Here is a 13,861-nt window from a genome sequence, read left to right as displayed (position 1 = left end):
GTTCACCTTTTTTCAAGTAACATAGTTCCCGTCTACAGCGGGATAAGAACGATCTCCCCGCCCAAGATTTTAAAAGTGGCCTGGGAGGTGGAGTCCTTGACAAATTTTGTATGCCGGCCTATTACGATTCTCACGCCGCTGTACACGGCCCCGATCACGTCGATGCTGGCTTGGTCGGAGTCCTCGAGCGATTTCTCGATTTCTAGAATGCGTTCTTTGATTTCATACAACCGTTCGACGGTTTGACGTTTCGTATGCTGCAGCTTTACCCTCATTGCGACCTTGGCGGGAGTCAGGCTTCCCGAGGCGGCCAGCTGGTCCAGAAGCGAGAGCGCCTTCTCCGTCTTATCGAGATTGTCCCTCCCGGTCTTTAGCTCGCCCCGAAGCAGCGCCAGTTCGTTCCGCAGCTCGGGAACGACTCCCGCCTCCAATGCGGTCACCGTGGACATCGAATTGCCGATGGTGCGGGCAACGATATGCCTGCCAGCCTGTACCAGCCCGCCGACGATCAATCCTTTGGAACCTTTGCACAGCACGGTATGCCCGGCGCGGATGGTGGAATGCATAATACTCCGGGAAACGATCACGTCCTCCCCCGCTTCCACAATGCCCTCCTGAATAAATGAACTTTTTACGTTTACTCCCGCTTTAATGAGTCCCTTGTTTTGTCCGAGAATGCCGCCGGCGATATCGATAGAGCCCCCTGCCTGCAGTTCCGCCGCCTCCACGCTTCCTGTCACCCTGATGTCTCCGGACGCTTTCACACGGAAACCGCCCAGCACATTGCCACGGATGACGACCGTACCGACAAAGTCAATGTTTCCGATGCTGAAATCGACATCTCCGTTTACTTCATACACCGGAAACACGTTGATTTTGTCCTTCTCCGTCCTCGTGACCAGTCCGTCTATAGCGGCATAAATGGCTTTGTGCCCAGGGTCCGCGACCACATTCCTGCCGATCTTGAACCGGGCTTCGGCGCCCGCTTTGGACTTGATCTCCTCTCCGGTGACCGTCATTCCCGCAGTGCCTTCCGTGGCGGGGATCCTCTCCGCGATAATCTGGCCCTTCGTGACATTAGGCATCGTGCCCAGCTGCTTAAAATCGACTTTGCCGTCTTCCAGCTCCATCGGCTTCCTGGTTTCGTTGTCAAGGTCGCGGAATAAACGGATGTACCCCGGTTTGCCTTCCACAGAAGGCAGACCCGAAGCAATAGTGGTGGCTGCATGTAAAAAGTTTTTCGGATTTTGCACAATCTCGTTAATCATCTTGAAATCCACGCCGTATACGATTCCCCGCGCCTGTATCAGCTGCTCCAGCTCCTGCTGTGTGACGGAAAAATCATCCTCGCAATGACTGAATTGAAGGACCGCATTCTGGCCGTCGGCCGTAATCATTATTTGGATGTAATGCTCCAAAGGGAACCTTTGTTCAGACATGATGGATTTCCTCCACTTTTCGCATCAGAAACAGAAATCTGGCGTCCATGAGGGCGGGATTTCTGATCAGGAATCTTGGAACAACTGCCCTTTATAGCGTGCCAGAGCGCCGCGCAGCCGCAGGATGGCCTTGGAATGAAGCTGGGATATTCTCGATGGGGACAAAGACATCACCTCGGCAATCTCGCTCAAGGACAAATCCTCATAGTAAAATAAGGAGACGACGGTTCTTTCTTTTTCCGTCAAAAGTTCAATCGCTTTAGCCAAAGACTCCTGCAGGAAAAACTCGCCCACTTTGTACTCCGGGTTTTTGGCGGTTTCATCTATTAATAAAGAAAGGCGGGTTTCTGAATCTTCTTCCCGGATCGGATCGTCTATAGAACAAATCGTGGTCACGGCAATTTCCTGGACCATTTGTTGAAATTCGGATTCTTTAATATTCAAATAAGAGCTAATTTCCGCATCGGTGACGGAGCGCAAATATTTTTGTTCCAGTTTTTGGAAAGCTTCCTCGATTCTTTTAGCCTTTTCCCTAACGGACCTTGGCACCCAATCGCCTTGGCGGAGCCCGTCAATGATGGCGCCCCTGATTCTCCAGGAGGCATAAGTTTCAAACTGCAGTCCTCTTTGATAGTCGAACTTCTGGATAGCGTCGATCAAACCCAGCACTCCAAAGCTGTGCAGATCGTCCTTGCCGATATTCTTCGGCAGCGTGGCGGCCAACCGGTTGGATACGTAATCTACCAATGGCAGATATGACTCGATCAGATCCTGCTTCGCCGGGAGGTCTCCTTCCTCTCTGCACCTGATCCATAAGTCCAAATTCGCTATATTCGACTGCTTTTGCCGGATCATCGTCAATCTCACCATCCTTTATCTTCTGACAGCTGACGCCGCACGGCATTGGCAAGCTCCTCCGGATCCGCGGCCTCCACCGATTTGAGCTTTCCATGCCTCAGCGCCGTAAAAGACGGGCTGTCGCCAAGGGCGGAACTTTCCCCCTTGGCCAGGAGCTGCTTTAGGGCCTGGTCGTCCTCCGGTGTAACGGCCTCGAACCCAGTTCCTTTGAAAGATGCCTCCTCCTGCGGGGAGGCCGCGTCGCGCATATCCGACAAGCCGCCCAGGCTGCCCAGGATGGAGCGGAATGCGAAGGTCATCAGAAACACGGCTGCAAAGCCGTACAGGCTGTGCAAAATCGTAGTCAACCAAATATTGTTGGAAAAGGAAAGTATGAAGATAATTATAAAAGTGAACAAGCCTAGCATCAAATTCCAACGAAGGGTTCCCGCCATAATCAGACTTCCTTTACTCCATACTGGAAACTCCGGATAATGAGCATACCCGTTGACGCCCTGAACTCTATCGTTCTTCCGTAATTGCCCCCGATGTCTTCGGCAAGGAGCGGTATCCTATGCTGTTTGAGCATTTCCTTGCACGATTCCACATTGCGGGGGCCGATTCTCATCGTGTCGCTGCCGTAAGAGAACATCTGCGCCCCGCCGGCCATCTTAGCCTGCATCTGTTTGACCAGCGCGCCCATTTCCGTCATCTTCCTTATCAATTCCGGGATGGCCGTATCCGCGTATTTTGCGGCGTTGAAGCTTCCTTCCCTGGCGATCTCCGCTGTAGGGAGCATCACATGTGCCATACCCGCTATTTTACGCTTAGGATCGTATAATGTCAGCCCTACGCAGGATCCGAGGCCGGTCGTCTTGAGCACTTCGGTCGATTGCGCCACATTCAGGTCCGCCATGCCCACTTTAATAAACTGCTCTTCCATCATGATGATTCGACTCCCAGAGCCCTAAAAACTTTTTCATACGCGCCGGGATCCGGAATCAGGATAAAATGCCCTTCCACTTCCGCCTGGTCCTCGACAAAAGTAGTGTCGATCAACAGCGCATGGTCGCCCATTTGGCCCAATTGCATGAGGCCGCTGCTTAGAATGGCCCCCGCCATGTCGATCGCCAGAGAAGGGACGCTGGGGAACATCGGAAGCTCTGTAAAATCAGCGAGCGAAGACAGATAGGAGCCGGCCAGAATATTACCGATTTCGTTAAGCGCGGACAGTTCCATCTCGGAATACCGCCCTTCTTCCTCCACATCGATTCCCGCCATGTTTTTCAGCAGCCGCTTGGCGGAATTGAGCGACAGAATAATGAACAAATTGCCCGGCGCCTCCCCTTCCACCCGCAGAAAAATGGCGATCACAATCTGCTCCGAGCCCCCGACGGTATCGGCGATTTCTTCGAACTCCTTTATCCTGACTTGAGGCACCAGCATATCCACAGGTTTATCCAATAATTTGGAGAGGGCAGTAGCGGCATGGCCGGCGCCGATATTGCCCACTTCCTTCAGCACATCCAGTTGAAACTCGGCGAGTGGCCTGAAAAGGTTCACCGCGCTACTCCTCTATTTGCTGCAGCTGAATGAGCTCACTTTTATTCAAAACCTCGGACAGATCGAGCATGATCAGCAGCCGCTCGCCGGAAATTTTGGCGATCCCGCGCAAATACTTGGCTCTAATGCCGCCGACGATCTCAGGAGGGGCTTCGATCATATCGGTGTCAACATTGATGACGTCGTTGGCCGAATCGACAATAAGCCCGACCTCCAGGTCATTGACGGCGACAATAATGATGCGGGTGGCGTCCGTGTATTCGCTCTCGGCGAAACCGAATCTTCCTCTCAGGTCGATCACCGGAACTACAATGCCTCTAAGATTGATTACCCCTTTGACAAAAGCCGGAGTCTTGGGGACGCGGGTCATCGGCTGCATTCTTTCAATCGTTTTTACCAGATCCACTTCAACTCCGTATTCTTCTTCCGCAAGAGCAAATATGATAACTTTCACTTCTTCTGCCATTGCCAGGCCTCCCGTCATAATTTAAAATTCGTTAGTTTAGCAAAGCGTTGGTATCGATAATTAAAGCCACTTGTCCGTCGCCTAGGATGGTTGCTCCGGATATGGCGAACACATTCGTCAAATATTTACCCAGCCCTTTCAGCACGATCTCCTGCTGGCCGATGAAATTATCGATGAACAAGCCGGCAAGCTTATCCCCTTTTCGCACGATCACCACTTCGGTCTCTTCCTCACTTTCTTCGGAATACTCGGGTGAATCGAATACTTTGGCAAGCGAAATAAGCGGGATGACGTTGCTGCGGTAGTTCATCATCTTATTTCCGTGTACGTGCCGGATTTGTTCCCTCGAAAGGATCACCGTTTCGACAATGGAAGACAGCGGTATCGCGAATTTTTCATTGCCAAGGCGGACCAGCATTGCTGAAATAATGGACAAAGTTAGCGGGAGCTCAACAGTAAACTTGGTGCCCAGCCCGGGCTTTGAAGTAATATGGATTGTTCCTCCCAGGCTTTGAATTTTGGTCTTCACGACATCCAGCCCAACGCCGCGCCCGGAAATATCGGAAATTTTATCCGCCGTGGAAAAACCGGAAGCGAACAGCAGCTGCTGTACTTCCTCATCCGGCATACGGGCCGCCTGATCTTCGGTCACGATTCCACGCTTTAACGCGGTGGCCAGCACCTTCTCCCGGATTATGCCGCGTCCGTCTTCCTCGATCTCGATGTACACATGATTCCCGGAATGAAAGGCCCGCAAATGAATCGTTCCGGTTTCGCTTTTCCCTGCTGCGATGCGGTCGCCGATCGGCTCCACGCCATGGTCCACCGCATTGCGGAGCAGGTGCACCAGGGGATCTCCGATCTCGTCAATGACGGTGCGGTCCAGCTCCGTTTCCGCCCCGGTGATGAGGAAATCGATCTTTTTATCCAACGACTTGGCCAAATCACGGACCATCCGCGGAAACCGGTTGAACACGGTATCGATAGGCACCATCCGCAGCTTCAGGACGATGTCCTGCAGGTCTCCGCTGACTCTGGCCATATGCTCCACCGTCTCGTTCAGATCGCTGCGCTTGACCTCCGACGCCAGCTGCTCGAGCCGCACCCTGTCAATGAGCAACTCGCTGAACAGGTTCATCAGCGCGTCGAGCCGCTCGATGTCGACGCGGATCGTCCTGCTTGCCGCAGGCGCTCCGGCGGAAGCGGCTGCGGGACGTGCCGCGGCTGGCGCCGCTTTAACGGCGGGTGCAGTCGCAGCCGGTGCTGCCGCAGCGGCGACCTCAGCCGCAGCAGCAGCTGCGGACGACGGAGCTGCTGCTGCGGCCGTCTCCAGGCTTTCCTTTGTGACGGCTGTCACCTGAGCCGACTCAATCTCGGAGACGCTCTCGATCGCCTTCTGCAGCTCTGCCGCATCGATTTCCGAAATGTAGTACACGGAAAATGTCCGGTCAAACTGTTCTTGTTCGATGTCCTGGACGGAAGGCAGAACTTTCACCACTTCCCCGTTCCGCTCAAGCACATCAAACACCATATAAGCTCTCGCGGCTTTCAAGAAGCAGTCCTCACGGACCGCCACATCCACACGGAAGACCTTCATCCCGGCATCCACGGACTGCAGCAGAATGGAAAACTGGAACTCGTCCAGAGCATCTTCGCCCGATGCGGCAGGCGAAACCTTTCCGGAGGGGGATTCCGGCTTCTTGTAATCGCCGGTTACGATCGATTTCAAGGATACGACAATTTCCGTTACATCCGCTTGGCCCGAGCCGCCGCCGATAATATCGCCCACCATGGATTCCAAAGCGTCGATGCTTTGAAACAAGCAGTCAAATATGAAAGGGTTCATCTCCAGCTTCGCGTTCCGGACCAGGTCCAGCACGTTCTCCATTTCATGGGTAAGAGAAGCCAAATCCTCATAGCCCATTGTGGCCGACATGCCCTTCAACGTGTGCGCCGAGCGGAAAATGTTGTGCAGTATGCCTATATCCTGGGGACTGTTCTCCAGGCTGAGCAAATTCTCGTTGATCGCTTGAAGATGCTCCCTCGATTCATCAATAAACAGAGATAAATATTGGTTCATTTCCACAATCGCTTCACCACCGAAAAATTTAGTATGTAGATGTGAGACGCAGCATCCGCCCCTTTAGCTTTCTATTCCCGGTCCCTACCTGCTGACGCAGTCCTCCAGCTTCTTGACCATACCGCCCAGCGGCACCACATGCATTGCCGCGCCCAGCTCCACCGCAGCTCTCGGCATACCGTACACCACGCACGACTCCTCCGATTCTGCAATCGTCGTAACGGCTCCGGCCTGTTTGAGCTCGAGCATCCCTTTGGCCCCGTCGCTGCCCATACCGGTCATCAGCACGATATGCCGTTTTAATTCCTTCAAAGGCAGCAGGGAGCGGAACATCATTTCAACCGAAGGCCGATGGCCCGAAACGGGCTCTTCCTTGCTCAGCTCGATCCGGTAGGATGCCCCAGCACTGACTCTGGCCAATTTCATGTGATAACCGCCCGGCGCCACATAAGCCGTCCCGTTCTCCAGGATCATTCCCTGCTCCGCTTCAACTACCTTCATGGCGGAACAGTTATCCAGCCTTTGCGCCAGCGATTTGGTGAAATTGGGAGGCATATGCTGGACAATGAGGATGGGTGCCGGGAAGTTAGCCTGAATCTGCGAAAACATGGCATGCAGCGCCCTGGGCCCCCCTGTCGATATGCCTAACGCGATAAGATGGCTTACAGCCTTGGCTCCCGGCGGCTTAGGCAAGGACGCAAGGATGGCGCCTTTCCTCGGCTCAGCCGCGGCCGGCTTAGGCTCTCGCGGGATCGGCTTCCTCTCTTCACTAGCAGGCTGCAGGCATTTAACTTTTGTCTGGACGGCAGAGTGCAGCTTTGTTAAAAGGAGTTGTTTTACCTTATATAAATCCAATGAAATAGAACCGGACGGTTTATTGACGAAATCAAACGCCCCGAGCTCCAATGCCCTGATCGTTTCGGCCGCGCCTTCATGCGTCAGGCTGCTCAGCATAATGACGGGCGTCGGACAATCCTTCATTATAAGCTTAAGTGCTTCAAGGCCGCTCAGTTCTGGCATTTCAATGTCGAGCGTCACCGCGTCGGGTTTCCATTGATGAATTTTCTCTATCGCTTCTCTTCCGTTTTTTGCCGTATCAACCACCTCAAAAGCGGCATCGCCGGCAATCAGATCGGAAATCAGCTTTCGCATAAACAAAGAGTCGTCTACAACCAATATTTTATAACGCGCCAATCGATACACACCTCATGTGACTGCCTGCCGCAACAATTATTCTTAAACGAGAACGGGCGGCGTCAGGATAAAAGCTTCAACATCTTGGAAAGGAACCGTTTTACGCCTCCGGTGTCGGATTGGGCGGTGTGCTGCTGTCCAGAGATGAACCGCTGGGCAATATCATAAATCCCTTTGGACGCCTGTGATGCGGGATACATCAAGGTAAAAGGCACCTGCTTTTTTACCGCTTTGGAGACATTGGCGTCGTCGTACACGTAGCCTAGTGTCGGAATGTCAATCCCGAGGAATCTTTTGGCCACCATAGCGATTTTGTCGGCAGTCTGCTTCCCCTCCCCCGGATCAGTGACCCGGTTGATAACCAGCTTGAAATCAATCTCAAGCTCCATGGCGTTGACCATTTTGATAATCGCATACGCGTCCGTAATGGCTGTCGGCTCTGGTGTGGTTACGACCAAGGTTTCCTCTGCGGCAATGATAAATTTTAATGTTTCCTTGGATAAACCGGCCCCCGTGTCGAAGATGATGAAATCCACAAACCCGTTAAGCAGGTTCACCTGTTCCGCAAAATCATTCAGCTCTTCCTCCGTCAGCCGCAGCAGGTCGTTAAAGCCGGAGCCCCCCGCGATAAACTGCAGATCAAGCGGTCCTTTCTGGATGATCTCCCATATGGAATTTTGCTTTTTCAGCAAATGATACAGACTGTACTTTGAGGTAATTCCCATGAGCACATCAATATTGGCAAGGCCGATATCGGCGTCAAACACAAGAACTTTGTATCCCCTCGACTGCAGAGCAAGAGCGAAATTCAGGGTGAAATTGGATTTGCCCACTCCCCCTTTGCCGCTGGTGACGGTAATGATCCTCGTCTTTCGGCTTGGAGCATCCGTCTGCTCGCTCACCAGATTCCTCAGCCCTTGCGCCTGGTCATTCATCGCTTTGTTCCCCCAGGATCCGGGCAATCAGCCGCTGTTCGTCGATCTGCGAGATATCGTCCGGAACGTTCTGCCCATAGGCCACGTAGGACAAAGAAGGCGAGAAATCGTGTACGAGATTGACAATAGAGCCGTAAGTGTCGGTCTCATCCATTTTGGTAAAGAGCACCTTGTCAAGTGTGAATTTATTAAAATTGGAGGTAATCGCCTTCATATCCTTATATTTCATGGTCAGGCTCAGCACCAGAAAACTCTCGCTCTTCCCGCGGCTGCCCAGCAGCGCGTTCAGCTCCGAAACATTCATTTCGTTGCGGAAATTGCGCCCGGCCGTGTCCATAAAAATGATGTCGCAGTCCTCCAGATTGCGGAAAGCCTTTCCCAGGTCCTGGGGCGAGAAGACGACCTCGAGCGGAACGTTGAGAATGGTAGAGTAAGTCTTGAGCTGTTCCACGGCGGCAATCCTGAACGTGTCGGAGGTGATGAAACCGACTTTTCTTCGATGCTTCAACACCTGTTCCGCCGCCAGCTTGGCAATCGTTGTGGTCTTTCCCACACCGGTAGGCCCAACAAAATGGGCGATACGGGTATCCTGGGCGATCGGCTTGGGCTCGTCCGATCGGAGGACGCCAAGGAGCTGCTTCGCCACGTGTTCATACGCTTCGGAGAAGCCTGCCGGCGCCCCATGCTCCTCGGCGGCCTGCAGCGCTTGATCGACCAGCTGCCGGGCAATCGCAGGCTCCACTTCCTGCTCGACCATCCTGGCTTCCAGCACTTGAAATGGTTCGGGCAGAGCCGGGGCCTCCTCGCCTGGAGAGGATAGCTTATGCACCATTGCCTTCATCTGGCGGATTTCGTCCAGCAGCAGGTCTTCCCTGCCTTTCATGGCGGCAAGCGGCTTTTTCTGTTTCTGCGAATGAGCCATTTCCCGCTTCAAACGCTCCGCTTCGTTAAAAAGATCCTTCGGGGCAATAGAGCAGGGAGAGGAAGCGGCGGGCGCGTCCCCGTAATCGGCTGCGCTTTCCCGTGCCTCCGCAAAGTTTAAATGCTCCGCCGCTTCCATTACAGCTACGGACGGTTCCCTTTTGACCGGATTAGGGGAAGAAGCGGCATAACTGGCTGCAGCATGAACGGGCGTTTTATAGGATGCCGGGCCCTTCGGCACGGGTGCGCCGGGAGCTTCACTGATTCCCACGCTTTCGTCAATTGCGGCAATGACCTCGATCTTCTTTTTTCCGAACATTCCCAGAAAACCGCCGGTCCTCAGTTCCTTCGTATTGAGAATGACCGCGTCCTTACCCAGATCAAGCTTGATTTTTTGAAGCGCGTCGGGCATGGAATCCACAATATATTTTTTCACTCTCATAAGTTCACCACTCCCATGCTTTGAATTTCGACGTTGGGCTCAAGCTCGCTGTAGGACAGAACGGGAATGTCCTGCATGGTGCGCTCCAGAAGCTGGCGCAAATACATACGTACGGTAGGCGACGTCAGGATCACAGGCTGCTGGCCCGCCTGAATCAGCTTGGTCAGCTGCTCCGAGAGCTTGCTGTATATCAGCTGGGATGAATTGGGGTCGAGCGCCAGATAAGAGCCTTGGTCGGTTTGCTGTACCGACTCGGCCAGCTTCTTCTCCAGGGCGGGTCCCACCGTGACCACCTTCAAGGAATCGCCGTCGGCCACAAACTGCCGGGTAATCTGTCTCGCCAGCGCCTGTCTCACATATTCCGTCAGAATTTCCGGATCCTTGGTGTAGCCCGCGTAATCGGCCAGCGTTTCCATAATGGTCACCATGTCGCGGATGGAGATTTTTTCCTTGAGCAGCTTGATCAGTACCTTTTGCACTTCCCCGATCGACAATTGGCCTGGAATGAGCTCTTCCACCAGCGCCGGATAAGTTTCCCTGATATTGTCAATCAGAGCTCTCGTCTCCTGTCTGCCCAACAGTTCATGGGCATGGCGCTTGATCACCTCTGTGAGGTGAGTGGCCACCACGGAAGGCGGATCGACTACAGTGTATCCGGACAGCTCGGCTCTTTCCTTCGTGTTTTCGTCGATCCAAAGGGCGGGCAGCCCGAACGCCGGCTCCACGGTGTCGATGCCGACTACGGATTCGTCGTCGATCCCCGGGCTCATCGCTAGATAGTGATTTAACAGCAGCTCGCCGCTGGCCACGGTGTTTCCTTTTATTTTGATCATGTATTCGTTAGGCCTCAGTTGGATGTTGTCGCGGATCCGGATGACCGGCACGACGAGTCCCAGCTCCAAAGCGCACTGCCTGCGGATAAGGATAATGCGGTCCAGAAGATCTCCGCCCTGCCCAGTGTCTGCCAAAGGAATCAACCCGTAACCGAACTCGAATTCGATCGGATCCACCTGCAGCAGATTGATGACACTCTCCGGAGAGCGTACCTCCTCAATCTGCTGCTCTTCGACAAGCTGCTCGTCTTCCGCCTGCTTCCGGTTCAGCTGCTTCTGCATTTTATATGCGGCGAACGCGAGCAACCCGGCTATAGGAGCAGTAATGATGTTATGGATCGGGGTAAACACTCCTAACAGGAAGATCGTCCCTGCCACAATGTAAAGCAAGTGCGGATACTTCATCACTGGTACGGACAAATCCTCGGCCAGGTTGCCCTCTGAAGCGGAACGGGTGACGATGATACCGGCTGCGGTAGAGATGAGCAGCGCAGGGATTTGGCTCACCAAACCGTCGCCGATTGTCAGAATCGAGTATGTGGACGCCGCTGTCGGGAATGAATCGCCTTTCATCGCCATCCCGATCACAAATCCGCCGATCAGGTTGATGAACAGCATGATTATGCCGGCAATTGCGTCCCCTTTCACAAACTTCGAGGCACCGTCCATCGCTCCGTAGAAGTCCGCTTCCCTGGCGATCCGCGTCCGTCTTTCCTTGGCCTGATGCTCATTGATCAGCCCGGAGTTGAGATCGGCGTCGATCGCCATCTGTTTGCCCGGCATCGCGTCCAAGGTGAACCTTGCGGCTACTTCCGCCACGCGCTCGGACCCTTTGGTAATAACGATAAATTGCACGAGCACCAGCACGATAAATACGATAAATCCGACCACAATGTTGCCCTGCGCCACAAACTCCCCGAACGACCGGACCACGTTGCCGGCTTCCCCGTGCGCGAGAATATTCTTGGTCGTCGAAACGTTGAGCGCCAGCCGGAACAGGGTGGTAATGAGCAGCAGCGAAGGGAAGATGGCAAATTCAAGCGTATCCACCGTGCTCATCGCGATGAGGATAATAATCAGCGCGAGCGATATGTTAATGACCAAAAAAATGTCCAGCAATACCGTGGGAAGGGGCAGCACCATCATTAAGACGATCCCGATAATGCCTACCAGGGTCAAAAGCTCTTTCGGTTTTAATTTCATTATCAGCAACCCCTTTCCTTATCCGATGGATTTGCCTTTCAGCTTGTACACATAGGCCAGCACTTCAGCTACCGCCTGAAACATTTCCGCCGGAACCGATTCGCCGATTTCCACCTGGGCGTAAAGGGCTCTGGCTAACGGTTTATTCTCCACTGTGACGATACCGTGCGGTTTGGCCAGGTCTTTTATTTTTAACGCCGTGAAATCGGCTCCCTTGGCGATCACGGTGGGCGCATGCATAACGCCGGCGTCATACTGTACCGCTACGGCAAAGTGAGTGGGATTCGTGATGACCACATCGGCCTTGGGCACTTCCTGCATCATCCGCCGCATGGCCATTTCCCGCTGCTTGCTCTTGATTTTTCCTTTGATAACCGGATCGCCTTCCGACTTTTTATATTCATCTTTGATGTCCTGCTTGGACATGCGAAGATTCTTTTCGTGTTCATATTTCTGGTACAGATAATCAAAAAGAGCCAGGACCACTATACACACCGCGATTTTAATCCCCAAATTCAGAGTGACGGAGCTTGTATACTGAAAAATTTGCTCTATGGGCATACGGCCAAGCTCCAGCAGCTTTTCCTTTTCTTTGATCAGGGTGGTGTACACCATAAAACCGATAACGAGCAATTTCACGATGGTTTTTACAAAATCGACGAGAGCGTGCATTGAGAAAATCTTTTTGGCGCCTTCGATCGGGTTAATCTTGTTAAGCTTGACTGCGAGCGTCTTTGTCGTGAACAGGAGTCCGAATTGGGCATAATTGGCCGCGACCGCCGCAATGACCGATAAGGCAAGGATCGGGGCGAGAAGGATCAGGCCCTGCATCAGCATATCTTTATAGATCACCAGCACATTTTCCTTATCGATGTTCCAAAGCAGGTAAATTTGAAAAATGGTGGTAAACAGCTTGATCAGCCGCTCTTTCATAAATCCGCCCAGCATATAGAACGACATAAACGACACAAGGAGGATAAACGCGGCCGGAAGCTCCATGCTTCGGGCAACCTGGCCTTTTTCACGCGCGTCCTGCCTCTTTTTCGCTGTAGCGGGTTCGGTTTTTTCCTGCGAAAACAGCTGAAGGTCCAGCTGCAGTTGAAAACGGGCCAAGACGGAACCTCCTTTGTCCCTTTTCCGGTGAAAATTCGGGCATTAATCCGCGCGCAGCAGCAGGATCAGCTTTTGCATGGAGTCCAGCATCGTCTTGAACAAATCTTCGAACAATCCGATAAAACCGGGAAACAGCAAAATCAGCAGCAACAGGCCGATAATAATCTTGGCGGGAACGCCTACTACAAAAATGTTAAACTGCGGGGCGACCCTGGCTAAAAGCCCAAGCCCCAAATCCGTAAAGAACATCGCCACCACGATCGGGGCGGACATCTGCAGCGACAGAGAGAACATCCTGATGAACGTCTTTACGATAAAATCCGTCACTTGGCCGCTGTAGATTTTTGCGAATAAATCGTTGGATAAGGGAATCCATTTGTAACTGTCCATGATCGCCTGAAGCAGGTAATGATGTCCGTTGAACGTCAAGAACAGCTCTATGGCCAGCATGAACTTCAGGTTCCCGAGCAGCGGGCTGCTCACACCGGTGATCGGGTCGATGATACTTGCCATACCGAAGCCGATCTGCATATCCATAAACGATCCGGCCATCTGCACCGCCGTGAAAAACATATAAGCGATGTATCCCAGCAGGAGACCGACCAGCATTTCCCTCAGTATTGATACAACAAACAGCGAGTCCATCTGCACCGGCTGCTGCAGCCCGACTGCCGCGAAGGTGACATAAGTGATAAAAAAGCTTAGCCCCGCCTTAAACGTCATCGGGACATTTCGCGAAGAAAACACGGGCACAACGACGAAAAACGAGGTAATTCGACAAAAAACAAGCATAAAGCCGGGCAAATATTGTAACAACTGCTCCATCCGGTCACGA

General features: G+C 53.0%; 13 protein-coding genes. All 13 read right to left on the bottom strand.

The window, feature by feature from the left end; genetic code table 11:
* Positions 1-32: 32 nt before the first annotated feature.
* Positions 33-1,439, bottom strand: a complete 1,407-nt coding sequence (locus ACZ5N7_RS04005) for a DUF342 domain-containing protein (RefSeq protein ID WP_464657618.1) — start codon at positions 1,437-1,439, stop codon at positions 33-35.
* A gap of 66 nt (positions 1,440-1,505) precedes the next feature.
* Positions 1,506-2,294 (bottom strand): FliA/WhiG family RNA polymerase sigma factor, encoded by a 789-nt coding sequence (locus ACZ5N7_RS04000; RefSeq protein ID WP_464659133.1) that lies wholly within the window; start codon positions 2,292-2,294, stop codon positions 1,506-1,508.
* Positions 2,295-2,302: 8 nt separating this feature from the next.
* Positions 2,303-2,731, bottom strand: coding sequence for a hypothetical protein (locus ACZ5N7_RS03995; protein WP_464657616.1), 429 nt, complete (start codon positions 2,729-2,731; stop codon positions 2,303-2,305).
* Between the two features lie 2 nt (positions 2,732-2,733).
* Positions 2,734-3,222, bottom strand: a complete 489-nt coding sequence (locus tag ACZ5N7_RS03990; protein WP_464657614.1) for a chemotaxis protein CheD — start codon at positions 3,220-3,222, stop codon at positions 2,734-2,736.
* On the bottom strand, positions 3,219-3,839 hold the full coding sequence (locus tag ACZ5N7_RS03985) for a chemotaxis protein CheC (RefSeq protein ID WP_464657613.1): 621 nt from the start codon (positions 3,837-3,839) through the stop codon (positions 3,219-3,221). Before ACZ5N7_RS03985 ends, ACZ5N7_RS03990 begins: the two co-directional genes overlap by 4 nt.
* 4 nt (positions 3,840-3,843) lie before the next feature.
* Entirely contained in the window at positions 3,844-4,305 is a 462-nt protein-coding gene (locus ACZ5N7_RS03980; protein WP_464657611.1) for a chemotaxis protein CheW, read from the bottom strand.
* 31 nt (positions 4,306-4,336) lie between these two features.
* Positions 4,337-6,391 carry a chemotaxis protein CheA gene (locus ACZ5N7_RS03975; RefSeq protein WP_464657609.1) on the bottom strand — a complete coding sequence of 685 codons (2,055 nt, stop codon included), beginning with the start codon at positions 6,389-6,391 and terminating at the stop codon, positions 4,337-4,339.
* A gap of 78 nt (positions 6,392-6,469) precedes the next feature.
* A complete protein-coding gene (locus tag ACZ5N7_RS03970) occupies positions 6,470-7,579 on the bottom strand; it encodes a protein-glutamate methylesterase/protein-glutamine glutaminase (protein WP_464657607.1) in 1,110 nt (369 codons plus the stop codon).
* Between the two features lie 62 nt (positions 7,580-7,641).
* Positions 7,642-8,514: a MinD/ParA family protein gene (locus tag ACZ5N7_RS03965; RefSeq protein WP_464657605.1), complete on the bottom strand. Its 873-nt coding sequence runs from the start codon at positions 8,512-8,514 to the stop codon at positions 7,642-7,644.
* The gene (flhF, locus tag ACZ5N7_RS03960) at positions 8,507-9,877 is read right to left on the bottom strand and encodes a flagellar biosynthesis protein FlhF (RefSeq protein WP_464657603.1); all 1,371 of its coding nucleotides are present in this window, start codon (positions 9,875-9,877) and stop codon (positions 8,507-8,509) included. The genes ACZ5N7_RS03965 and flhF overlap by 8 nt, the downstream gene beginning before the upstream one ends.
* On the bottom strand, positions 9,874-11,913 hold the full coding sequence (flhA, locus tag ACZ5N7_RS03955) for a flagellar biosynthesis protein FlhA (RefSeq protein ID WP_464657602.1): 2,040 nt from the start codon (positions 11,911-11,913) through the stop codon (positions 9,874-9,876). Before flhA ends, flhF begins: the two co-directional genes overlap by 4 nt.
* Before the next feature lie 18 nt (positions 11,914-11,931).
* Positions 11,932-13,026, bottom strand: coding sequence for a flagellar biosynthesis protein FlhB (gene flhB / locus ACZ5N7_RS03950; protein WP_464657600.1), 1,095 nt, complete (start codon positions 13,024-13,026; stop codon positions 11,932-11,934).
* A gap of 42 nt (positions 13,027-13,068) precedes the next feature.
* Complete coding sequence (gene fliR / locus ACZ5N7_RS03945) at positions 13,069-13,851, bottom strand: flagellar biosynthetic protein FliR (RefSeq protein WP_464657598.1); 783 nt, start codon at positions 13,849-13,851, stop codon at positions 13,069-13,071.
* Positions 13,852-13,861: the final 10 nt, after the last annotated feature.

Source organism: Paenibacillus sp. JCM 18996 (assembly GCF_055392555.1).
Note: the sequence above shows the minus strand (reverse complement) of the source record. Positions and strands in the feature narration are given on the sequence as shown.

Bases quoted from the DNA above. Each gene is read 5' to 3' on its own strand.
- flhF (WP_464657603.1), bottom strand. From the start codon at position 9,877: ATGAGAGTGAAAAAATATATTGTGGATTCCATGCCCGACGCGCTTCAA.
- ACZ5N7_RS03980 (WP_464657611.1), bottom strand. From the start codon at position 4,305: ATGGCAGAAGAAGTGAAAGTTATCATATTTGCTCTTGCGGAAGAAGAA.
- ACZ5N7_RS03990 (WP_464657614.1), bottom strand. From the start codon at position 3,222: ATGATGGAAGAGCAGTTTATTAAAGTGGGCATGGCGGACCTGAATGTG.
- flhA (WP_464657602.1), bottom strand. From the start codon at position 11,913: ATGAAATTAAAACCGAAAGAGCTTTTGACCCTGGTAGGCATTATCGGG.
- ACZ5N7_RS04005 (WP_464657618.1), bottom strand. From the start codon at position 1,439: ATGTCTGAACAAAGGTTCCCTTTGGAGCATTACATCCAAATAATGATT.
- fliR (WP_464657598.1), bottom strand. From the start codon at position 13,851: ATGGAGCAGTTGTTACAATATTTGCCCGGCTTTATGCTTGTTTTTTGT.
- ACZ5N7_RS03995 (WP_464657616.1), bottom strand. From the start codon at position 2,731: ATGGCGGGAACCCTTCGTTGGAATTTGATGCTAGGCTTGTTCACTTTT.
- ACZ5N7_RS04000 (WP_464659133.1), bottom strand. From the start codon at position 2,294: ATGATCCGGCAAAAGCAGTCGAATATAGCGAATTTGGACTTATGGATC.
- ACZ5N7_RS03965 (WP_464657605.1), bottom strand. From the start codon at position 8,514: ATGAATGACCAGGCGCAAGGGCTGAGGAATCTGGTGAGCGAGCAGACG.